Source organism: Ancylobacter oerskovii, from assembly GCF_018390555.1.
Taxonomy (GTDB): Bacteria; Pseudomonadota; Alphaproteobacteria; order Rhizobiales; family Xanthobacteraceae; genus Ancylobacter; species Ancylobacter oerskovii.
Window position 1 is genome coordinate 21022 of sequence record NZ_JAHBGB010000037.1, and the last position, 22253, is coordinate 43274.

A 22253-nucleotide genomic window follows, 5' to 3' on the forward strand; every position below is an offset into this window, starting at 1 on the left:
GCCAAAGCCTGCCCCGACCCATGACGTCATGCCTCCAATATCATCGCCGGACCGGCCGCCTCAGGGATGCGACATGTCCGAGGACGCGGCGGGGGCATTGCCTGTTGGCAATCTATAGGCGGCATGGCAAGCCTTGCAGGCATTCGCCACCGCGTCATAAGCCGGCGTAAAGCCGGCGAGCCCCTGCGAGGCGGAGGTGGCGGCGACTTCCGCCGCCGCCCGGAGCCTGGCGATGTGGGACACGAAATCCTCGAAGTTCCGCCAGATCGCCGGCGCCGCGCGCGTGTCGTCGCCGGTTTCGCTGCCGGGAGGGAAAAGGGCGGCCAGCGTCGCGGCGTCGGCGGCGATCGACCGCATGGCGCCGGCCGCAGCTGTGGCGTCGTAGGGCGCATGGCCCTTCACCATGGCCGAGGCCAGCTTGTGAGCTTCGGAGAGCGCCGCCATCACCTCCTGGCGATCCGCGATCGGGTCGTCCTGCGCCGCGGCCGGCCCGGGGTGCCCGAACGCCGGAAGCATGCCCAGGGCGAGGAGCCCGAACAGGCGGGGCGAACGCCTATTTCCTGCTTTTCCGCGTGCCATCTTTTCCGCGTGCCATGCCGGGCCGTCGCCTTTTTGGGGGCGGCGCGGCGGATGCGATCTGAGCCCCGCCGCGCCGGCGCGCATCAACCGGCCTTGGTCAGCTCGGCAAGCTCGCGATCGATGAAGTATTTCGCGTTCGGGCCGCCACCGATCAGGTCGATGCGATCCAGGATCTTCCGGCACAGCTTCTCTTCCTCGTGCTGCTCGCGGGCGAACCACTGCAGGAAGGCGTCCGTCTCGAAGCTGTTCTCGGCGCGGGCCAGTTCGATGGCCTCGACGATGTGCCGCGTGACCTTGCGCTCCTCGTCCTGCACGGCGACGAACAGTTCGCGGATGTCCTCGGCCTTGATCAGCGGCCGCTGGTGGCCGTGCAGGGTGATCTCGGCGCCGAGATCGTCCAGGAACTCGAAGAATTTGAGCATGTGGCCGAGTTCTTCCTGGGCATGAGCGAGAAAGAACTTCGTCGCCCCCTCGAACGAGTGGGACGAGGTCCAGGCGGCGGCTTGGGTATAGATGTGGTGCGCTTCCATCTCGCCGTTCAGAAGCTCGTTGAGCTTGGTCTTCAGCTTGTCGCTGACCATTTCGTTCCTCATGGGGGCTGGGGCCGACCTTCTGGCAGGCCGGACGGCAATATCGGATGTCGTGTGATGGCAGGCCCGATCAACCGCGGCGCGAACGGTATTTGCGGCGGTGACGGCATGAAATCATACCGGATAATCTGAATCAAACGACGATAGGGGATTTTATCTATTTTAGTTTGTAATAATTATCATGTAATGTTGCTTTTTCTAAATTCCGATATGCCGATGCTTCGTGTCGAGCGCTGTCATGAAAATTATAGAATGCTCGTGATGGTCTGGCGTTTGTTGGTTTTTCACTCCTATTGATCCTTCGCCCGAGACGCCGAAGATGTTATGCGTTGCGACATGTCGTCCTGATGGGCAGGTCATGTTGCGTGCAGGCTTTCGCAGGAACCGGCCGGAAAGGTCGACGGCTGACGTCGCCGGGGGCAGGGCGGGCGCGCTTCGTCTCGCGGCCCTGTCGGTGCTGGCTGCGACGTCCGGCGCGGCGATGGGGCATGCCGCCGATGTGGCGCATGTCGAGGCCGGCTCCATTTCCTGGGACCAGCTTCTCGCGCGCCAGACGCTGACCGGCGATTGGAATGGCTCGCGCACCGCGCTCGAGCAGAAGGGCCTGACCTTCACGCTCACCCAGACCAGCGACTTTCTGGGAAACCCTTCCGGCGGAATCCGGCAGGCCGCGGCCTATGACGGTGTGTTCATGCCGGAGCTGGACATCGATCTCGAAAAGCTCATGGGCTGGCACGGCGGCAGCGTGCATGTGGCGGGCTACGCCATCCAGGGGCACGGGCTGTCGCAATACGACATCGGCAATCTGCTGACCGTCACCTCCGTCGAGGCGCCGGCAGGCGGCAGGCTCGGCGAGTTGTGGTTCCAGCAGGAACTGCTGGGCGACGCCCTGGCCGTGAAGGTCGGGCGGCTCTTGGCCGATCAGAGCTTCGTCATCAGCGAGACCGCCAGTGTCTTCGTGAACTCCACCTTCGGCTTTCCCGGCAGCTTCGCGACCGATCTGCCCGGCGGGGGACCGGCCTATCCCGACGCCGTTCCGGGCGTGCAGCTGGTGGCCAGGCCGAACGGCGACTGGACCCTGCAAGGTGCGGTGTTCGAAGGCGATCCCGATGCCGGGAGCCTTGCCGAGGGCGGCGTCTTCGCCATCGCCGAGCTGGCCTATGCTTTCACGCCCGCGACGAACGCCGGCGGCCTGCCCGGCACCTACAAGCTCGGCGCCTGGTACAATTCGGAGACGTTCGACAATCTGGCGACCGCCAGCAACGGCGTGTCGCTGGCCAGCCCGCTTTCGTCGGGCGTGCCGGCCGGCGAGACGGGCAATTATGCCTTCTACGCCGTCCTCGACCAGTCTCTCTGGCGCGAGCCGGGAACGGATGGCCAGGGACTGTCCGGCTTCGCGCGTGCGACCTTCACGCCGCTGGGCGACCGCAACGAGATCGACTGGTATGTCGATTTCGGGCTTGCCTATACCGGTCTACTGCCCGGGCGGGACAGCGACGTCATCGGCATCGGCTTCGCCTATGCCCATATGAGCGGCAGCCTCGCCGATCTGGCGCGGGCCGCCAATGCGGCGTCCGGCGCGGCGGACCCGATCCCGGACTATGAGGCGGTCCTCGAGATCACCTATCAGGCCGCCCTCGCGCCGTGGCTCTCGGTCCAGCCCTTCTTCCAGTATGTCATCCATCCCGGCGGCAATGCCCCCGATCCGCAGGATCAGGACGTCGCCATCGGGAACGCCACGGTTGTCGGCCTGCGGGTCGCCGTGACGCTCTGACGTCGGTCGGCGCCGCGCGGGGACGATTCATCTCGGGTGGATGAGGTTTTCTCGTCGGAGATGATTGGCGTCCCGCCTCGAGCCCGATTAAGAAGGGGCATTCTCGATCCCTTCCGATGGCTGCCGTTCTACGCCTGACGACATTACGAGTAGGTGGAGCCGGTCTTGTCCTTTTCGATCACCAATCCTGCGCTCGCTCGCGCCCTGGCCGAGCGCGACTACAACAACCCGACGCCGGTGCAGCTCGCCGTGCTCGCCCCCGACGCGCTCGGGCGCGACCTCTTGGTGTCGGCGCAGACCGGCTCCGGCAAGACCGTCGCCTATGGCCTCGCGATGGCCGGGACGCTGCTGGGCGTCGAGGAGCGCTTCGCCGCCGCGACCGCCCCGCTGGCGCTGGTGGTCGCTCCCACCCGGGAACTGGCGTTGCAGGTGCAGCGGGAGTTCACCTGGCTCTATGCCGGGACCGGCGCGCGCATCGTCTCCTGCGTCGGCGGCATGGATCCGCGCGCGGAGCATCGGCTGCTGAACCAGGGCGCGCATATCGTCGTCGGCACGCCCGGTCGCCTGCGCGACCATCTCGAGCGCGGCCGGCTCGATCTTTCCGCCCTGCGGGTCGTCGTGCTCGACGAGGCCGACGAGATGCTTGACCTCGGCTTTCGCGAGGACCTGGAATTCATTCTCGATGCGACCCCGCCGGAGCGGCGCAGCCTGCTGTTTTCCGCCACCATGCCGCGCGGAATCACGGCTCTCGCCAAGCGCTATCAGAGCGACGCGCTGCGCATCGAGGTGGCGGGCTCGGAGGGCGGTCACGCCGATATCGAGTACCGCACCATCCGCATCGCTCCCACCGAGCTCGACCATGCAGTCGTGAACGTGCTGCGCTATTACGATACGCCCAGCGCCATCGTGTTCTGCAACACCCGCGAGGCGGTGCGGCGGCTGCATGCCATGCTGCAGGAGCGGCAGTTCTCCGCGGTGGCGCTGTCGGGCGAGCTCAGCCAGAACGAGCGCAACAACGCCTTGCAGGCGCTGCGCGACGGCCGGGCGCGGGTCTGCGTGGCGACCGATGTCGCGGCGCGCGGCATCGATCTGCCCAATCTCGGCCTCGTCGTTCATGCCGAGCTGCCGAACGACGCCGAAAGCCTGCAGCATCGCAGCGGCCGCACCGGGCGGGCGGGGCGCAAGGGGGTGAGCGTCCTGCTGGTGCCGCCGTTCCGCCGCCGGCGCAGCGAAGAGCTGATGCGGAGCGTCGGCATCGCCCCGGTCTGGTCGGGGCCGCCGACGGCCGACGACATCCGCAAGCTCGATCACGAGCGCATGCTGCTCGACCCCATGCTCACCGAAGAGCCCGGCGAGGAGGAGGTCGCCGCCGCGCAGGCGCTGCTCGCCAGCCATTCGGCCGAACATCTGGCGGCGCTGCTGGTTCGCCTCTATCGCGCGGGCCTGCCGGCTCCCGAGGAGGTGGTCGATCCCGGCGAGCCGCGCAGCCTGCGCGACCGCGATACCCGGCGCGAGGCCGGCGGCCCGTCCGGCGAGGGCGGCACCGCGTGGTTCCGCCTCAATATCGGCCGGCGCAACAATGCCGATCCGCGCTGGCTCCTGCCGCTCATCTGCCGGCGCGGAAACGTGACGCGCCGGGATATCGGCGCCATCCGCATCTTCGATGAGGAGACGACCTTCGAGGTCAGCCTCGGCGCCGCCGATCGCTTCGCCAAGGCCGCGCGCCGGGGGGATGGCGACGATGTGCTCATCGAGCCGTTGCCGGCCGGCCCGTCGGAAGGGCGCAGCGAGCGTCCCTCTCGCGGCAAGCCGCCCCATGCGAAGCCCCATCGCGGCAAGCCGATGCAGGGGAAGCCGTATCCCGACAAGCCGCGCCGCGATGGCCCCCCCGATGACGGGGCGCCTCATGAGGCGGGCTTCCGCAAGCCGGGAAAGGGCAAGCCGGCCTACGGCAAGGCGCAGGCCGCCGGCAAACCCGCCGCCGGCAAACCCGCCTTCGAAAAGCCCTGGGAGGCGAAGCCCTCGGGTCACTCCGCCAAGGCGGGGAAGAACGCGAAGGACAAGCGGCCCCGGCGCCCGTGAGCGGTGCCGCGCAAGCGCGCACCGCTCCCGGCCGGCCAATCGGTCAATCGCGGGCGGCGGCCGGCTTCCGGCCGAATCCCAGCACCTGGTAGAGCACCAGCGCCGCGAGCGTCGACGTGCCGATGCCGCCGAGAGCGAAGCCGCCGACGGTCACGGTGAAATCCCCCGCACCGAAGACCAGCGCCACGCCGACTGTGAAAAGGTTGCGCGGATCGGAGAAGTCCACCTTGTTGTCCACCCAGATCTTCGCCATCGCCGAGGCGATCAGGCCGAAGACGCAGACGGCGAGGCCCGCGAGCACCGGAGCCGGGATCGTTTGCAGAAGCGCGCCGAATTTGGGGGACAGCCCGAGCAGGATCGCGATCGCGGCGGCAACCGGGAAGATCAGCGTCGAATAGACCTTGGTCATGGCCATCACGCCGATATTCTCGGCATAGGTGGTGACGCCGGTGCCGCCACCGAAGCCCGCCAGGATGGTGGCGAGGCTGTCGCCGAGGAAGCCGCGGCCGATATAGGGATCCATATTGTAGCCGGTGATCGATCCCAATGCCTTGATATGTCCGAGGTTCTCCGCCACCAGCACGATGGCGACCGGGGCGATCAGCGTGATCGCCGTCCAGTCGAAGGTCGGCGTGGTGAAGTTCGGCACTCCGAACCAGGGGGCGGCGGCCACCTTGCCGAAGTCGATGGCCGGGATCAGGCCGAGCCCGTTGCCGCACAGCAGCACCAGCGCATAACCGAAAACCAACGCGATCAGCACGGCGACCCGCCGCGTCGCGCGCGGCCCGTAGGTCGCCACCAGCGCCATGCACAGCACGGTCAGCAGCGCGACGCCGAGATGCGCATAGGTGCCTTTCAGCTGGTTGATCGCCACCGGGGCGAGATTGAGCCCGATGGAAACGCCGATGGCGCCCGTCACCGCCGGCGGCATCAGCTTCTCGACCCAGCCGGAGCCGATCGCCATCACGATCAGGCTGATGGCGGCATAGACCAGCCCGGCCGCGATGATGCCGCCCAGCGCCACCGCGATATTGGGATTGGGGCCACCGCCGGCGAATCCCGTCGCGGCCATGACGACGGCGATGAAGGCGAAGGAGGAGCCGAGATAGCTCGGCACCCGGCCGCCGGTGATCACGAAGAAGATCAGCGTGCCCACGCCCGAGAAGAACACCGCCACATTGGGGTCGAAGCCCATGAGCAGCGGTGCGAGGATGGTCGAGCCCGACATGGCCAGCAGATGTTGCAGGCTCATCGGCACGGTGGCGGCAAGGGGAAGCTTTTCGTCCGGCAGGACCGTGGCGGTGGTGGCCGGGCGCCAGTCAGGGAAGTAACCCATCACACATCTCGTGCAAGCAGCGGTGGCTGAGGCGCTGCAAGCGGCACGCTTGGGCTTCCTCCAGGCTCAGGAATAAACTGGACGCCGGCGGGGCGGTCAATCGCCATTACCGGGCGTGAGCCGGCCGGTCGGTCGACCCGGGCGGGACGCCGCCATCGGGCGCCGCCCGCCGGGCAGGACATGCGCGTCGCGGCGGCGCCAGGGCAACGGCCGGCGCAAGCTTTCGGAAGTGGTACCGTCATTTTCCCGGAAAGCGGTCCTTTTTGATGGAGCCATTCGGGAGAAATCTGTCCTCCACCCGCTCAGCGGGGGATTTCGAAGGAGGACATCATGAGCCAGTCGAGCCCCGACTACTCGAAAGGCGCCGCCTATATGAACGGCACCTATGTGCCGATCGCCGAGGCCAGGATTCCCGTCGGCGACTGGGGTTTCACCCATTCCGACGTCACCTATGACGTGGTTCACGTCACCGATGGCGGCTTCTTCCGGCTGGAAGATCATCTCGACCGCTTCCACCGTTCGCTGGAAGGCTACCGCCTCGATCCCGGCGTCACCCGCGAGGAGATGCGCACCATCCTCGGCAAGGTGGTGGCGCTCAGCGGCCTGAAGGATGCCTTCGTCGCGATGCTGTCCACCCGCGGCGTGCCGCGCGTCTACGGCTCGCGCGACCCGGCCGATTGCGACAACACCTTCATCGCCTATGCGGTGCCGTGGGTCGACGTGATCAAGCCGGAGGTGCAGGAGCGCGGCGCGCATCTGCTGGTGGCGCAGGTGCCGCGCATCTCGCAGAACTCGCTCGACCCGACGCTGAAGAACTACATGTGGCGCGATTTCACCCGCGGCATGTTCGAGGCGAAGGACAAGGGCTTCGACACCGCCGTCCTGCTCGACAGCGAGGGCTACCTCACCGAGGGCGCCGGCTTCAACGTCTTCATCGTCAAGGACAACAAGGTCATCACCCCGGATCGCGGCGCGCTGCGCGGCATCACCCGCCTCGCCGTGCTCGACCTCTGCCCCGAGCTCGGCCTCGAGCCGGTCGTCGGCCCGATCACCTTCGAGGACCTGATGGAGGCCGACGAGGTGTTCACCACCACCACCGCCGGCGGCGTCATGCCCTGTGCGCGGGTGAACGAGCGCATCTACGGCAATGACCGGCCCGGCCCGATCAGCGCCCGGCTGAAGGAGACCTATTGGCGCAAGCACAAGGAAGGCTGGCACATGACGCCGGTCAACTATGCCGACGCCGACAATCCCTTCCAGGCCGCGGCCTGAGCGGTCGCGGCTACAGCTCCAGGGCGGCGCCAGACCGCCCGGAGAGAGAGAGGAAACGCGCAAGGCAAGGGCCTCGCTGGGACCCATCCCGCCAACCTAAAAAACCAGAGGGCGTGGCCATGACCAAATCGAAGCACAGTTCATCCGGCGCCGCGGTCCCGTCCGCGGCATCCGTCAGTCGCCGCACGGTGCTGAAGACGCTTGCGGCCGGCAGCGCCACCGCGTTCGCCGCGCCCTATATCCGGCCCGCCTCGGCGGCGCCGACGCAGTTGCGCGCGCTGATGTGGGAAGTCTATGCCGTCCCCGATATCGTCGGGGCCTTCGAGGAAAAGCACAAGATCAAGTTCTCGCCGACCTTCTTCGACGGCAATTCCGAGGCCTACAACAAGCTGCGCGTCGGCGGCACCCGGGATTTCGATCTCGTGCAGGCGGACGGCTTCTGGCCGAGCCTGTATTTTCGCGAGAAGCTGATCCGCACCATCGACTACGCCAGGATTCCGAACACCGGGAAGGTCTATCCGGTGTTCAAGCCGGATCGCTTCAAGCTGCTCACCGACCCGGCGACCGGCGGGCATTTCGGCGTTACCTGGTGCTGGGGAAGCTACGGCACCACCTACAACACCGCCGAGGTGCCGAAGGAGAAGGTCGAGAGCATCGAGGTGCTGTTCGACCCCGCCTTTGCCGGGCGCCTCTCCACCAGCGCGCGCTTCGAGGAGAACATCGCGCTGACCGGCATCCTCGCCGCCACCCGCATGGGCACCAAGGACAAGCCGCGCCCCGACGGCAAGCCGTTCAACCCCTACGTCCTCACCGACGAGGAACTGGCCGAGATCGAGAAGCTGCTGATCCAGCAGAAATCCCTGCTGCTCACCCGCTATCAGGACAACACCACGCTGCAGCAATTGCTGGAGAGCGGGGCGATCGTCGCGGCGCCGGAATTCGCGCAGGTCTATCGCGTGCTGGTGCAGAAGAAGCTGAAGGGCGAGATCGCCACCGACTTCGCCCACCAGCTGGTGCCGAAGGAGGGCGGACTCGGCTGGGTGGACACCTGGCTGGTGACATCCGGCGTCACCGACCCGGCGGCGCTCGATATCTGCCACGACTTCATGAACACCTTCCTCGCGCCGGAGAACATCAAGAAGATCTCGCTCATCGCCGGTGCGTCGGCGACGATCGATCTGCGCCCGATCTCGACGCCCGAGGAGCAGCAGCTCTACCTGATGGACCGCACCGAGGAGCTGTCGTCGATGTACATGTTCGACCAGCCCTCCTCGACCGAGAAATGGGAACGGGTCTGGTCGCGCGTACAGGCCGCCTGACGCGCCTGAAGCCATCGCCCGGGCCATGCGGCCCGGGCCTTGCTTGCGTCCGTTCGCAATAAGGAGTGCGGCGTGGCCTACATACATCTCGACGGCGTTTCCCGGCAGTATGGAAGCGTCTGGGCGGTCGATCGCGTCAACATGGCGATCGAGAAGCATGAATTCGTCTCCCTGCTCGGGCCGAGCGGCTCGGGAAAGACGACGCTGCTGCGCATCATCGCCGGGCTGGAGCGCCCGACGCAGGGCCGCGTCCTCATCGACGGCGAGGACGTCACCGAGCTGCCGCCGCACAAGCGCGGGGTGGCGATGGTGTTCCAGGAGTTCCTGCTGTTCCCGCACCGCACGGTCTATGAGAACCTCGCCTTCCCCTTGCGCATGCTGAAGCTGCCGAAGGGCGAGATCGAGGCGCGCGTGGAATGGGTGGTGGGCATCCTCGCCCTGCGTGGGCTGGAGACGCGCTACCCGAACCAGCTTTCCGGCGGCCAGCAGCAGCGCGTCGCGCTCGGGCGCGGCCTTGTCGGCCGGCCGAAGGTGCTGCTGCTCGACGAGCCGCTCGCCAATCTCGACCGCGAGCTGCGCCAGGAGATGGAGGTCGAGATCCGCAAGCACCAGACGGGGCTCGGCATTCCCTTCGTCTATGTGACGCATAATCAGGAAGAGGCGCTCTCGATGAGCGACCGCATCGCGGTGGTGCGCGGCGGGCGCATCGAGGATTTCGCCTCCCGCGCCGACATTTACGACCGGCCGAAGACCGCGTTCATCGCCCAGTTCGTCGGGCGCTCCAGCCGCTTCGAGGCCATCGTCGCCGGCGGGGACCGCCGGCTCGCCCTGCGCGGCGACGGCATCCTGATCGAGGCCGAGAGCCAGCCGGGCCTTGCGTTGGGCGAGCGGGTCGCGGCCTATGTGAAGAACGAGAAGGTGCGCCTGAAGCCGGCGGAGCCGGGCGGGGCGGATGCGCCGAACGCGCTTCCGGCGACGGTTCGGCATGTCATCCTGCGCGGCGCCTATGCCGAATATGTGCTGGGCTGGAGCGGTGGCGAGCTCATCGCCAGCCGGCCGCGCAGCGAGGCGGAGTTCGCCGAGGGGGCGGCGGTCACCGCCTTCTGGAACGCGGCCGATGTCGACCTGTTCCCGGTATCGGAGCCGGGCCGATGAAGGGACGCGTCGCCCCGGCCGTCTTCCTCGGCATCCCCACCCTGTTCCTGGCGGCGCTGTTCGTGCTGCCGCTGCTCTCCATGCTGGTGCTGAGCGTCTGGCGCACCGAGAACTACCACATCATTCGCGACGTCAGCTTCCACAACTATGCGGTGCTGGCGACGGAAGGCGCCTACATGACCTTCCTCATGCGTTCGCTGGTGATGGCGACGGCGGTCTCGGCGATCTGCACGCTGATCGCCTGGCCGGTGGCCTATGGCATCACGCTTTATGGCGGGCGCTACAAGCTCCTGTTCACGCTGGCCTTCGCCGTGCCGTTCCTCACCGGCGAAGTCCTGCGCATCATCGCGCTGCAGGGCCTGCTCGGGCCGCTGGGGCTGCTCAACGGCGTGCTGCTGGCGCTTGGCGCCGCGCCGTTGCGGGTGATCATGTACACCAATGTCGCGAGCGCCATCGGCCTCGTCTATCTCTATTTGCCGATCGTGGTGACGGTGATCTACCTGTCGCTGCTCAATTTCGACCAGCGGCTGATCGATGCCGCCACCATCTTCGGGGCGAGCCCGGCGCGGGCCTTCTTCGAGATCACCTGGCCGCTCAACCTGTTCGGCACGCTGATCGGCTTCGCGCTGTGCTTCATTCCCTGCCTGTCGGCAACGCTGGCGCCGCGCTTCCTCGGCGGGCCCAACGGCACGCTCTACGGCATGGCGATGGCGCAGCAATTCGGCGAGAGCGGCACCTGGGCGCTCGGCGCCGCCATGGGCGTGGTTCTGTTCGCGGTCTCGGTGCTGCTGGTGGTCGTCGCGGCGCGTCTGGTCGATCTGCGCCGCACCGGCTTCACCGGCTTCGGGAGGGGATGAGCATGTCCATGAAGCTCGGCAAATGGAAACCGGGAAAGATCGCGCTTCTGGCGACGGTCGCCGTCTCCTACCTGTTCCTCTACCTGCCGGTCGTGCATATCGGCCTCGCCAGCTTCGCGCGGAACTCCAACTTCCCCTATCCGCCGAAATGGTCGCTCGACATCATGACGCGGCTGTTGTCGAACTCGCTCTACCAGACCGCGCTCGGCAACAGCCTCCTCATCGGCGTCTTCGCGGCCCTGTTGTCGACCGCGCTGGCAGGGCTCGCCACCATCGGCCTTCTGCGCCATGCCGGACGGCGCGCGCCGGTCTATCTCGCGCTGTTCATCGCGCCGCTCTTCGTGGCGGAGGTGCTGCTGGGCATCTCTTCGCTCATCTTCAACGGTCTGTTCCTCGGCCTGCAGGGCAACATCGTCTCGGCGATCCTCGCCAATGTCGTCCATTGCTTCAGCTATGCGGTGCTGATCATCGCCACCCAGCTCTACCGCTATGACTGGCGGCTCGACGACGCGGCGATGGTGTTCGGGGCGAGCCCGGCGCGCACCTTCTTCGAGGTGACGCTGCCGCTGATCTGGCCGGGCCTGCTCGGCGCCTTCATCGTCACCTTCATCATGGCGTTCAACAATCTGGAAATCTCGTTCTACCTGCTCGGCGCCACGCCCACCTTGCCGTCGGCGGCCTGGGGGGCGCTGCGCTACGGCGTGAAGCCGGAGCTCTACGCGCTGGCGACCTGCGTGAACCTGATCGTCTTCACCCTGCTCGCCGTGATGTTCGTGCTGATGATGACCGGTGCCGCCACCTTCGGCCACCGGCCCGAGCGCGAGCGCAGCGCCGTCTAGCCGGCGATCGGGCGCGCGAGGTGGCGCAGAACTTGCGTTCCGCTGATCGGTCAGATCGCGGAGGCATCGTGCGCCTGCTGGATTCGCTTGCGTTGGATATTGAGAGGCAGGCCGATGCCCCGCTGCATCGGCAGCTCTATCGCCGGCTGGCCGAGGAGATCGCGGCGGGCTCGCTCCGGCCGGGCGAGAAGCTTCCGTCCACGCGCGATTTCGCCAGCCTGCTCGGCGTGTCGCGCAACACGGTGCTGCTGGCCTTCGATCATCTGATCTCGGAAGGCTACCTGCAGCCACTCACCGGCTCCGGCACCTATGTGGCGCGTGAACTCCCCGAGCAGCTGCCGATCCGGGCGCCGGCCCGCATCAATCCCGCCATCGAGGCGGCGGGCAGCCTCAACCGGTCCTTCACGCCGTCCTCCGCCATCACCAATGCGCCGTCCACCTTGCGCCACATGCGCCGGCCGGTGCCGTTCCGCGCCAATTTCCCGGCGGTCGACATGTTTCCCGTCCGGCAATGGGCGAGCCTCGCGGCCAATCTGTATCGCCAGCTCGATCCCGACGCGGCCGGCGAACTGCTCGGCGAGGGCGACCCGCAGGGCTACCGGCCGCTGCGCCTCGCCATTGCCGAGCATGTCGCCCTGAGCCGCGGCCTCGCCTGCACGGCGGACAACATCGTCATCTTCGCCGGGGCGCAGCACGCGGTCGATCTTGCCTGCCGCATCCTGCTGACGCCCGGCGAACGGGTATGGTGCGAGGATCCCGGCTATGACGGCATCTATGCCTCCGCCACCGCGGCGGGTGCGATCCCGGTCCCGGTCCCGGTCGACGAGGAGGGGCTCGTCGTCGAGGAGGGAATGGCGCGGGCCGCGGATGCCCGCCTCGTCTATGTGTCGCCTTCCAAGCAGTTTCCGCTCGGCATGGAACTGAGCCTCGAGCGGCGCCACGCGCTGCTGCAATGGGCGCGTGCCGCCGGCGCCTGGGTGCTGGAGGACGATTACGATACCGAGTTCCGCTATGCCGGCCGGCCGATGCCGGCGCTGCACGCGCTGGATCGGGAAGGTCGCGTTCTCTATTTCGGCACCTTCAGCAAGATGCTGTTTCCCGGCCTGCGGCTCGGCTTCGCCGTGCTGCCGGATGCGCTGGTCGAGGCCTTCGTCTCCGCCCGCGCCATTGTCGGGCGCTACTCGCCGATGCTGGAGCAGGCGCTGGTCGCCCGCTTCATGGCCGATGGCCACCTCGCCGCGCATGTGCGGCGCATGCGGCGGCTCTATGCGCGGCGGCAGGACTATCTGCTGCAGGCCATCGCGCGGCGCCTCTCCCCCTGGATGACGGCGGCGCCGACCAATACCGGCATGGAGATCATCGCCCGCCTCGCCGAGGGCCTCGGTGGACGGCGCGTGGCGGAGGCCGCCGCGCGCCGCGGTCTGGAGATCATGCCGATCGCCGCCCTGGCGCGCGAGGCCGAGGCCGATCACCTCATCGCGCTCGGCTTCAGCGCCTTTGGCGAGGAGCAGATGGACGAGGGGATCGACATTCTGCGCGGCATCTTCACCGCCATGGCGGCTCCGGGGCGGGCGAGCTAGCCGGTTCGCCCGCCCCGCGCGAGCCCCGCCGGTCCCGCATGGAAAGCCGGGCCGATCGCCGGGGAAGGAGGCCGCTGCCGCGAGCGATGCGAGCTGAGCGCCAGTCATGACGCAATCGGGGAAATATTGGTGGCGATTAACGAAAAATCAGCATGTTCTTCGGGCTGGATCCACTTGGCAGTCGCGGTGGTGCATGGAATCCTTTCCGATCATGGGAGGAGCGAATGCTTGATTCGACGGATCGCATGAACATCCCACTGGAGCGGCAGGGCTATGTCCGCTTCGTACCTTACGGCGCTCCCACCCAGCGGCCGGCTTTCACCACGCGACTTTCCGCGCTCAAGCATCTGCCGGCCGAATATGACTACATCGCCGAATCGAAGAACTATGCGGTGCTCGGCATCTGGGTCGACGGCATCGGGCGGGTGAACGGCAATTCCGCCGAGACCTTCGTCAGGACCATTGCCCGCCGGGTGTCCGCCGCCGGCGTGGCCGACGTGGCCGGTATGGCGACGACGGGCTGACGCGCGACCTATTCCTTGTCCCGCGAGGCGTCGAACGCCACGATGAGAATCCCGGCGGCGCCCAGCACGCACATGGCGGAAACGGTGGCGAACGGGGTCATTCCAAGAAAGCTCATCGGCGAAAGCTCATCGGCGCCAGCCTGAATCCATTGCTGCGATGCAGCATAGCGCGCGGCGGCTGGCGGCGCCAATCACGATGCGGTGCCTCCGGCGAAACCGCCGGCTAGCGCTGGATGAGGAACACTCCGGCGATCAGCAGCGCGGCGCCGGCGAGGCGTGTCGGCGACACCGTGTGCTGCTGCAGGCCGAGAATGCCGTAATGGTCGAACGCCAGCGAGCCCACCATCTGGCCGACGACGACCAGCGCCAGGGTCGTGGCGGCGCCGATGCGCGGCACGGCCAGGATCGCGGTGAGTATGAAGAGGGCGCCGAACAGGCCGCCCGACCAGGACCACCAGGAGGTTCGGCCGAGCGCCGCCGCGGAGGGCAGGGTGCTGCCGGTGAACAGCAGCACCGCCACCATGGACAACGTCCCGACGGCATAGCTGGCGAGGCCCGCCCAATAGGGCGAGGCCAGCTCGGTGCGCAGGTTGGCATTCAGGACTTGCTGGAACGCCACGGCGATTCCGGCGGCGACGACGCCGAGATGGAGAATCAGGTTCATCCCGGCAGATTAGCGCCGGTTCCCGAACCTCGCCTATGGCGGCGGATTTTCTTCGCTACCGCAGGTTGACCCTAGTGGAACGTCGGGAACTAGTGCAAGATCGGCGTGCGAAATGATCGTCCCCAGTAAAGGACGATCCAAAAAGCTCGGTACCTCTTGATAGGTACCACTCATAGGGATGGAAGCCGATGCCTGATCTCACCCGACACAGCATGGTCAAGGTTCTGACCATTCGCGATGGCGATCTGAAAGTCCCGCTCGCCGAAGCGATGGAAATGATCGACGAAAATCCCGCCTGGCACGTTCGCATCCCCACCGGATACAACCCGCAGGGTGGAAAGATATTGGCTCTCAACGATGTGAGGCGCCTGCTCAAGGAGCTTCCCCACGCCTAGCCGCGGCATCGATGCCGGGTGCCCGTCGCGTTGATTCGGCTCGATGTGGGTGCCTGCGACGCTCCGGCATGTGACGACCCGTCCCTGCCTGCCCGGCGTCTCGGCGCCGCGAATGGCCGGCCGGCATGTCCCGTCGCCGTCTGCCCCCGTGCTTCCCGGGGAGCGGAGGGCGATGGTCCCTGCCTTGGCGGCGGAAGATCTTCAGCGGCCGGTCCCGGCATAGAACGCGGCCAGCGGGTCGAGGCTATCCTCGGGCAGCCTCTCGGCGATCTTCTGCATGATCGGCGCATGGGCGCTGCCGCCGCGCGCCTTTTGCCGCATCAGGCGGAGCTGGGCGGCCAGGTAGCCGGCATCCTGCCCGGCAAGGCGGGGAATGGCCGGGTTGCGCCGGGCCGACGCCCCATGACAGCTTTCGCAGGCGGGCACGTCGGCCTGCGGCAGTCCGTTGCGGGCGATCCCGGCGGCCTCGCCGGTACCGGAAGGAAGGCTGTCGCTTAGCCCCGGGCGTTCGGCATAATGGCGGGCGAGGCGGGAAACATCCTCGTCCGTGAGCCGTTCGACGGCCAGCTGCATGAAACCGCCATGGCGGCGTCCCTCGCGGAACGCCCGTAGCGTCGCGGCGAGATAGGTCTCGCTCTGCCCGCCGATGACCGGGAACGCGCCTCCCGCCGCTCCGCCATCCTGCCCATGGCAGCGGGCGCAGGCCTCCAGCACCGGATCCCCGGAGACGGCAGGCCCGAAGGCGAGCGCGCGGTAGCGCTCGGGCGTCATCTGCGGCAGGGCGCGGAGGAAGCCGACCATCGCCCAGACCTCGTCGGCCCGGCCGCGTGCCGGCCAGGCGGGCATGCCGGTATATTTCACTCCATGGCCGACGATGCGGGAGAGCTCGCGCGGGGTCCATTTGTCCGCGGAGCCGGTGAGGCGCGGCGGCGGCGGCGTCATGTGACGCGCCTCCACCGGCGTCGGCATCAGCGGCGAGCCGTGGCAGAACGCGCAGCCGGTCTCGAAATGGCCGGCGGCGCGGCGGACGAGCCGCTCGGCGTCGAGATCGGCCGGCGGCTCCGGTTCGAACCACGCATAGGTGCGTACATAGTTGCGCATGCCCCAATGCAGCGCCCAGTTGGTGATCTGCCAATGTCCGGTGCTGGCGCCGATATTGACGATCCCGCTCCAGGCGAGGAGCAGGCCCGCGCCGCCGAGGACGGCAAGGCCGAGCAGCAGGCGGCGCCCGGTGACGACGATCCTCATGGAGCGTCTCCCCTCATGACGCGGCGCTCCTCGGGCGCGAGCAGCACCCGCGCCATCAGCACCAGGCCGCCGGCGAGATAGACCGCGCCGCCGACCATCAGCATGATCACCCCGCCAAGCTGCTGGTCGGCGAGGGCAGCGGCCTGTGCCGCATGCTCGTGGTGGTAGAGCGGGCGGCTGGCGAAGGCGAGGAGTGCGCCGAGCAGCGTCATGTGCATGGAGGTGACGAGCAGCGCCAGCGTGCCCATCAGGCTGCCGGCCATCCGGTTGCCGGCGCCGTTGCCGAGGCAGCTCAGCCACAGCAGCAGCCCGACCGCGAGAAAGCTCGCCTGTTCGAGGACGAGCAGGCCCGGCGCGTGGCGGGCGAGGCCGTGCAGCCCGGGCATGTGCCATCCCCACACCACGGCGAATTCCGCCATGGCGATCCCCAGCGGCGGAAACAGGCGCGGCCAGCGGCGGGTGGGGTCGAGCCCGCTGCCGGACAGGTCGATGGCGATGAGCGGGGCGGCGAGGGCGACCACGCCCATATGCATGGTCATATGCGCGCTGAACGCATACGCGCCGGAGGCCTGCGGGCCGGCATGCATCGCCAGGCCCGGCAGCGGCCCGCCCCATATCAGCGCAAGCAGGAGAAGGCCGGCGGCGAGGCAGGTGCGTTTCATCGCACGCACTCCGTGATGAAGAGCGCCGGCAGCGCCCCGAACAGCACGGCGACGGCGCTCAGCCCCACCAGCAGCAGCGTGGCGAAGCCGAGAAAGTGCTGGCGGTCCTCGTCGGTCGCCTCGTCATGCGGCGGCAGGTCGTCGCCGAAGCCCCAGTGGCGATGTGCCTGCAGCCCGGCGAGCAGGATCAGCCCGAGCGCGAGGAGGGTCGCCCCCGCGATGGCCAGCCGCAGGCCCGGGAGCCAGGACGGGTCCTTGGCGCAGACGATCGCCGCGGCGACATAGCAGAACAGGAAATGCAGCGCCCACACCGTCGGCGGGGTGATCAGCGTCCACATATTGGCGGTGTCGCGGCGAAACAGCATGGCGCTTCCTCACATGGTCAACGGGGCGAGGAGGAGCACGGCGAGCGTCGCCGCCATGGTGAGCGCGGCGAAGTGCCAGTAGAGCACCACGTTGCGCAGGTCGATGTCGTGCGTCGCGGTCAGCCGCCCGGCCAGGCTGCCGGCCAGGCAGTAGCCCTGCATCAGCGCGCCGGCGGTATTGTGCAGCGCCGTCCAGATCGCCAGGACCCACACCATGGCGTCGTAGACGTGGCGGGTCGGCGAGAGGCCGGCGTTCCAGGGGGCGGCGAGCAGCAGGCCGCCACCGGCAAGCGCCAGCAGCGCCGCCAGCGCCAGGGCGAGGCGGGTGGCGGTGGCGCGCCCGGTCGCGTTCAGTCGCCGCGCGGCCAGCATCAGCGCCCAGGCCGCCAGCGTCGCGATGCCGGCCGCCATGCCGAGCGCGAGGTCGGGAAGGGCGGACCCCTCGGGCGGGAAGGCGGCATGCACCGTCCAGTAGTAGAAATAGGCGAAGATCAGGCTGAGGAAGGCGGTGCCGTCGCCGACCATGGTGATGAACATCGCCCACCAGCCGACCGATGTCGGCCCCGAGGCATAGAGCGGCAAGGCGATGCCCATCCCGGCGTCGGTCGTCGGCTTCTCCGGGATGCGGGCGGTGCCGGTCCACAGCCAGACCAGGATGGCCACGACGCCGGCGACGCCGCTGGCGAGGCCGAGCCACCACCCGTGGAAGGTGGTGGCGATGAAGCTGCCGCCGATCAGCAGGGCGGCGATCATCGGCTTGAAGCTGTTGCCGGGTACCCGCAGCACCTGCTCGGGCGTGGCGTCGAGGACGTCGGTGACCATAGTCTCGCGCTGGCCCTCCGGCGCGCCGGGCAGGAAGAAGCGGCCGGTGTCGATGTCGTCGATCAGGTTCTTCTGGTCCCAGAGCGGGTAGCGGCTGGAGACCAGCGGCACCGAGCGGATGCCCCAGGGTTCGGACGGATCGCCCGCCACCCATTCCAGCGTGCCGGCGTTCCACGGGTTGCGCGGCGCGCGCGGCTTGCCGGGGCGCAGCACGTCGACCACGAGCACGAGGATGCCCGCCGCCATCACGAAGGCGCCGAGGGTGGAGACGAGGTTCAGCCCCTCCCAGCCCAATCCTTCCTGATAGGTGTAGACCCGGCGCGGCATGCCCCGGAGACCGGTGATGTGCATCGGCAGGAAGGCGATGTTGAAGCCGCAGAACATCAGCCAGAACGACCAGCGCCCGAGCCTTTCCGACAGCATCCGCCCGGTGATGAAGGGGTGGAAGTAGTAGACCCCGGCGATCAGCGGGAAGAACATGCCGCCGATCAGCGTGTAGTGCAGGTGCGCGACGACGAAATAGCTGTCATGCGCCTGCCAGTCGAAGGGGGCGAGCGCCACCATCACCCCGGTCAGCCCGCCAAAGGTGAAGATGGCGAGTGCCCCGGTGGCGTAGAGCATGGGGATGGCGAAGATCACCCGTCCCGCCAGCAGCGTCGCCACGAAGACGAAGATCTGCACCCCGGTGGGGATCGCCACCGCCTCGGAGGCGGCGGAAAAGAAGCCGATCGACAGCGCCGGCAGGCCGATGGTGAACATGTGGTGCGCCCACAGCCCGAAGCTGAGGAAGCCTGTGCCCACCGCCGCCAGCACGATCCAGCCATAGCCGAGGATCGGGCGCTGCGCGAAGGTCGGCACGATCATCGCGAGCAGCGCGATGGAAGGCAGGAAGATGATGTAGACCTCGGGGTGGCCGAAGATCCAGAACAGGTGCTGCCATAGCACCGGGTCGCCGCCGCGCGCGACGTCGAAGAACGGCCAGTCGAACAGCCGCTGCATCTCGAACAGGATGTCGCCGGCGATCAGCGGCGGGAAGGCGAACAGGATCATCCCGCCGACGATCAGCACATACCAGCAATAGAGCGGCATCAGGTTGATGCGCATGCCCGGCGGGCGGCATTTCAGCACCCCGACGATCAGTTCCACCGCCGCGGCGATGGAGGCGATCTCGATGAAGGAGAGGCCGAGCAGCCAGATGTCGGCGCCGATGCCGGTCTGCTTCGTGTCCGTGGCGAGCGGGGGATACATGAACCAGCCCGAATCCGGCGCGGCGTCGAACAGGATCGAGCCGCCGACGAACACCCCGCCGATCAGGAAGCACCAGAAGCCGAAGGCGGAGAGGCGCGGAAAGGGCAGGTCGCGCGCGGCCAGCATCTGCGGCAGGATGAGGATCGCCACCGCCTCGAAGATCGGCACGGCGAACAGGAACATCATCATCGTGCCGTGCAGCGTGTAGAGCTGGTTGTAGGTGCCGGCCGGGACGAGGTCGTTGTCGGGTACGGCGAGCTGCGCGCGCATGATCAGCGCCAGCACGCCGGCGAACAGGAAGAAGAAGAACGAGGCGGCGGTGTACCAGACGCCGACGATCTGGTTGTTGACGTTGGAGAAATAGCGCCAGCCGGTGGGCACTTCCCAGGCGGCCCGGAGCTCCCGCTCTTCCCGGCGCTTGCGGTCCTCGTCCGTTTCGGACCCGGTCATCGCAGGCTCTCCATATAGGCGAGGATGGCGTCGAGCTCGGCCGGCGCCAGCATGCCGAAGGACGGCATGCGCACCCCGGGCTTCAGCCGCTCCACGTCGGCGACGAAGCGGCGCCGGTTCCCGGGCGTGTTGGGCATGAGGCCGGCGCCGAGGCTGGAACGCCCGGCGAGATGCGTCAGGTCCGGGCCGATGGTGCCGGTCGCGGCCGTGCCGCGCACCGTATGGCAACCGCCGCAGCCATTGGCGAGGAAGGCGGCCTCGTCGCCTCCCGGCGTGGCGGGGGCGGCCTGCCGGACGAGCCAGGCGTCGAAGTCCGCCGGCGGCATCACCTCCACCGGAAAGGCCATCAGCGCGTGGGCGGTGCCGCAGAATTCGGCGCAGACGCCGCGATAGGTGCCGGGGCGCTGCGGCCGCAGCACCAGCCGGTTGGTCCGGCCGGGGATCATGTCCATCTTGCCGCCCAGCGAGGGGATCCACAGCGAATGGATCACGTCGACGCTGTCGAGCGTGAGCTCGGCGGCGCGGCCGGCGGGCAGGCGGAGCTCGTTGGCGGTCTCGATCCGCACGTCGCCTGCGCCGACATAGGTGATGCGCCACCAGTATTGCTCGGCGGAAATCTCGATCCGCAGCGCCGGCTCGGCGGCGCGCAGCACCGGCATCAGCCGCAGGCCATAGATCAGCAGCCCGGCGAGGATGAGCGTCGGCGCGAAGGCGCCGCTCCACAGGATGAGGCGCAGCCCGGCGCGGTCGCTGATCGGCTGCCTCTGGAAGCGGCCGCCGAACACCGCCGCGCCGACGACCAGCGCCCAGACAAGGCCGGCACCGGCGAGCATCACCCAGAAGAGATGCGCGATCTCGGCGGCTTCCTCGCCGGCGGGATCAAGCGCCGATTGCGGGCCGCCGCAGGCGGATACGAGGAAGCCGGCGCCCAGAACGAGGCCGGCGCTACATTCCCGCCTTCTGCGATCGGGCGTGGCTCCCATGCCGGTGCCGGGCGGTCAGGAGAGCGCGCTCCACGGCGTGGCCGAGGGATCCTGCGTGCCGAGCAGGCTTTCGCCGTCGCGGGCTCCCGGCACCACGATCACCACCTCGCGCCCGGCGCGGATGCCATTGGAGGCCGAGGCGACGGCCGCCTCGAAGGCGGCTTCCTTGCTCGCATAGGCCATTCCTGCCTCGTCGTTCAATTCGATGCGCCACGCGGCCTCGGTGCCGCGGATGCGGTAGATGTCGACATCCTCGCGGGTGGGTGTCCGCATCGATTGACCCTCCGTCATCTGGTCTCGTCACGTCGGGTGAACGGCTGCGGGCGAAATGGGTTCCGTGCGGCGCCGGCGGTTTCGCGCCGGCTTCGTCGCCGGTGGCGGCGCGCCGGTGCTCTCCTGCAGCAGCTGCGCGAGCAGCGCCGTGCGGGCCGCCAGGGACCGCCGCGCATCCGCCCCGCCGGCGAGGCGGGCGAGCCGTCCGCTGGCGAAGGCGGCGATCACCGCGTCGTGCACATAGGAGGAGCGACAGACCGTGACGGTGTTGGCGAGCTGCTCGGCGAGAGGCTCCACCGCGGTCTTGATCTGCTGCCGCAGGCCGCGCTCGCTGGTGTCGGGCACCACATGGGACAGCCCGTCTATGACGCCCAGGCAGGCGGTCAGGGTACGGAAATCCTTCAGGGAAATGCCGGCGCCGCCGATCTCGCGGAGATAGGCGTTCACCTCGCCGGCACGGAGCGCATGCACGCCGCCGCCCGCGTCCCGATGGAGGAAAAGCCGACGGCCGGGCAGGGCCTTGAGGCGGAGCAGGGCGGCGGCGAGCGCGGCGTCGCGGGCCTCCTTCTCGACGAGCTTGCCGCCCTTGCCCTTGAAGCGGAGCGTGATGCGCTCGCCCTCGATCCGCAAATGCGACTTCAGCAGCGTGGTGGCCCCCCGCGTGCCGCGCTCCTCGGCATATTGCTCGCCGCCGGCGCGGATGGCGGTGAGGGCGACCAACTGCACCACGCTCGCCAGGGCGAGGCGGCGGTCGGGCTCGGGCCGGCCGAGCGCGCGGCGCACCGAACGCCGGATCGCCGGCAGCGATTGCGCGAGGCAGGCGAGGCGCAACGCCTTCAGTTCCTCGCGTACCCGCGTCCAGTCGGGGTGATAGCGATATTGCAGCCGGCCGGCGGCATCCTCGCCGATCGCCTGCAGATGCGCGCGTGGGTCCGGGGCGTAGCGCACGTCGCGATAGGCGGGCGGCACGGCGAGGCCTAGCAGGCGGGAGCGGATCTCGGGATCGGTGACGAGGCCTCCCTCGGCGTCGTGGAAGCTGAAGCCCTTGCCGGCCTTCCGGCGGCGGATGGTGAGCTCGGCGCGAGCGGCGATCCGCAGGCCGCATCGTCGCGCGAGCCGGCGGAGAGCGCCGCGATCGAAGGGGAGGAGGGTGGTTTTCGGCATGGCGGATCGATGCTGGAGGCGATGCTGGAGGCCCGGCTGGCGTGCCGCGACCCTCGGTCGCGCCGGATCAAC

The 22253-nt window shown here is 68.3% G+C and carries 22 protein-coding genes; 10 read left to right on the forward strand and 12 right to left on the reverse strand.

Annotation, left to right across the window (positions count from 1 at the left end):
• Positions 1-60: 60 nt before the first annotated feature.
• Entirely contained in the window at positions 61-663 is a 603-nt protein-coding gene (locus tag KHC19_RS16655; RefSeq protein WP_213353509.1) for a c-type cytochrome, read from the reverse strand.
• Positions 663-1160 carry a ferritin gene (locus KHC19_RS16660; protein ID WP_213353510.1) on the reverse strand — a complete coding sequence of 166 codons (498 nt, stop codon included), beginning with the start codon at positions 1158-1160 and terminating at the stop codon, positions 663-665. Before KHC19_RS16660 ends, KHC19_RS16655 begins: the two co-directional genes overlap by 1 nt.
• A 463-nt stretch (positions 1161-1623) precedes the next feature.
• On the opposite strand from KHC19_RS16660, the gene KHC19_RS16665 reads away from it, so the two are divergent.
• Both KHC19_RS16665 and KHC19_RS16670 read left to right on the forward strand, forming a co-directional pair.
• Positions 1624-2943, forward strand: a complete 1320-nt coding sequence (locus KHC19_RS16665; RefSeq protein WP_343207743.1) for a carbohydrate porin — start codon at positions 1624-1626, stop codon at positions 2941-2943.
• A 165-nt stretch (positions 2944-3108) separates the two neighbouring features.
• On the forward strand, positions 3109-5025 hold the full coding sequence (locus KHC19_RS16670) for a DEAD/DEAH box helicase (RefSeq protein ID WP_213353511.1): 1917 nt from the start codon (positions 3109-3111) through the stop codon (positions 5023-5025).
• Positions 5026-5068: 43 nt separating this feature from the next.
• On the opposite strand, the gene KHC19_RS16675 is transcribed toward KHC19_RS16670, so the two are convergent.
• Positions 5069-6361 carry a solute carrier family 23 protein gene (locus tag KHC19_RS16675; RefSeq protein WP_213353512.1) on the reverse strand — a complete coding sequence of 431 codons (1293 nt, stop codon included), beginning with the start codon at positions 6359-6361 and terminating at the stop codon, positions 5069-5071.
• A gap of 330 nt (positions 6362-6691) precedes the next feature.
• Between KHC19_RS16675 and KHC19_RS16680 the strand changes: the two genes are divergently transcribed.
• The 7 genes from KHC19_RS16680 to KHC19_RS16710 all read left to right on the forward strand — a co-directional run bounded on the left by KHC19_RS16680 (position 6692) and on the right by KHC19_RS16710 (position 13907).
• On the forward strand, positions 6692-7633 hold the full coding sequence (locus KHC19_RS16680; protein ID WP_213353513.1) for an aminotransferase class IV: 942 nt from the start codon (positions 6692-6694) through the stop codon (positions 7631-7633).
• A 119-nt stretch (positions 7634-7752) separates the two neighbouring features.
• Positions 7753-8952 (forward strand): ABC transporter substrate-binding protein, encoded by a 1200-nt coding sequence (locus KHC19_RS16685; protein WP_213353514.1) that lies wholly within the window; start codon positions 7753-7755, stop codon positions 8950-8952.
• 72 nt (positions 8953-9024) lie between these two features.
• Positions 9025-10107: an ABC transporter ATP-binding protein gene (locus tag KHC19_RS16690; protein WP_343207744.1), complete on the forward strand. Its 1083-nt coding sequence runs from the start codon at positions 9025-9027 to the stop codon at positions 10105-10107.
• A complete protein-coding gene (locus tag KHC19_RS16695; protein ID WP_213353515.1) occupies positions 10104-10964 on the forward strand; it encodes an ABC transporter permease in 861 nt (286 codons plus the stop codon). The genes KHC19_RS16690 and KHC19_RS16695 overlap by 4 nt, the downstream gene beginning before the upstream one ends.
• A gap of 2 nt (positions 10965-10966) precedes the next feature.
• The gene (locus KHC19_RS16700; protein WP_246549045.1) at positions 10967-11803 is read left to right on the forward strand and encodes an ABC transporter permease; all 837 of its coding nucleotides are present in this window, start codon (positions 10967-10969) and stop codon (positions 11801-11803) included.
• A gap of 68 nt (positions 11804-11871) precedes the next feature.
• On the forward strand, positions 11872-13383 hold the full coding sequence (gene pdxR / locus KHC19_RS16705) for a MocR-like pyridoxine biosynthesis transcription factor PdxR (RefSeq protein WP_213353516.1): 1512 nt from the start codon (positions 11872-11874) through the stop codon (positions 13381-13383).
• 224 nt (positions 13384-13607) lie between these two features.
• The gene (locus tag KHC19_RS16710; protein ID WP_213353517.1) at positions 13608-13907 is read left to right on the forward strand and encodes a hypothetical protein; all 300 of its coding nucleotides are present in this window, start codon (positions 13608-13610) and stop codon (positions 13905-13907) included.
• Between the two features lie 8 nt (positions 13908-13915).
• Here the strand turns inward: KHC19_RS16710 and KHC19_RS16715 are convergent, their stop codons facing one another.
• Both KHC19_RS16715 and KHC19_RS16720 read right to left on the reverse strand, forming a co-directional pair.
• A complete protein-coding gene (locus tag KHC19_RS16715) occupies positions 13916-14098 on the reverse strand; it encodes a hypothetical protein (RefSeq protein WP_213353518.1) in 183 nt (60 codons plus the stop codon).
• 32 nt (positions 14099-14130) lie between these two features.
• Positions 14131-14571, reverse strand: coding sequence for a DMT family transporter (locus tag KHC19_RS16720; RefSeq protein ID WP_213353519.1), 441 nt, complete (start codon positions 14569-14571; stop codon positions 14131-14133).
• A 188-nt stretch (positions 14572-14759) separates the two neighbouring features.
• Between KHC19_RS16720 and KHC19_RS16725 the strand changes: the two genes are divergently transcribed.
• Positions 14760-14966 (forward strand): hypothetical protein, encoded by a 207-nt coding sequence (locus KHC19_RS16725; protein ID WP_213353520.1) that lies wholly within the window; start codon positions 14760-14762, stop codon positions 14964-14966.
• A gap of 201 nt (positions 14967-15167) precedes the next feature.
• On the opposite strand, the gene KHC19_RS16730 is transcribed toward KHC19_RS16725, so the two are convergent.
• Genes KHC19_RS16730 through KHC19_RS16760 form a run of 7 tightly spaced genes read right to left on the reverse strand, consistent with a single transcriptional unit; the run spans position 15168 to position 22181 of the window.
• The gene (locus KHC19_RS16730; RefSeq protein WP_213353521.1) at positions 15168-16214 is read right to left on the reverse strand and encodes a c-type cytochrome; all 1047 of its coding nucleotides are present in this window, start codon (positions 16212-16214) and stop codon (positions 15168-15170) included.
• Positions 16211-16876: a cytochrome c oxidase assembly protein gene (locus KHC19_RS16735; RefSeq protein WP_213353522.1), complete on the reverse strand. Its 666-nt coding sequence runs from the start codon at positions 16874-16876 to the stop codon at positions 16211-16213. The genes KHC19_RS16730 and KHC19_RS16735 overlap by 4 nt, the downstream gene beginning before the upstream one ends.
• On the reverse strand, positions 16873-17241 hold the full coding sequence (locus KHC19_RS16740; protein WP_213353523.1) for a hypothetical protein: 369 nt from the start codon (positions 17239-17241) through the stop codon (positions 16873-16875). Before KHC19_RS16740 ends, KHC19_RS16735 begins: the two co-directional genes overlap by 4 nt.
• 9 nt (positions 17242-17250) lie before the next feature.
• Positions 17251-19761, reverse strand: coding sequence for a cytochrome c oxidase subunit I (gene ctaD, locus KHC19_RS16745; RefSeq protein WP_213353524.1), 2511 nt, complete (start codon positions 19759-19761; stop codon positions 17251-17253).
• Positions 19758-20744 (reverse strand): cytochrome c oxidase subunit II, encoded by a 987-nt coding sequence (coxB, locus tag KHC19_RS16750; protein WP_213353525.1) that lies wholly within the window; start codon positions 20742-20744, stop codon positions 19758-19760. The genes ctaD and coxB overlap by 4 nt, the downstream gene beginning before the upstream one ends.
• 15 nt (positions 20745-20759) lie before the next feature.
• On the reverse strand, positions 20760-21017 hold the full coding sequence (locus KHC19_RS16755) for a hypothetical protein (RefSeq protein ID WP_213353526.1): 258 nt from the start codon (positions 21015-21017) through the stop codon (positions 20760-20762).
• 27 nt (positions 21018-21044) lie between these two features.
• Entirely contained in the window at positions 21045-22181 is a 1137-nt protein-coding gene (locus KHC19_RS16760; protein ID WP_213353527.1) for a DNA topoisomerase IB, read from the reverse strand.
• Positions 22182-22253 lie beyond the last annotated feature (72 nt).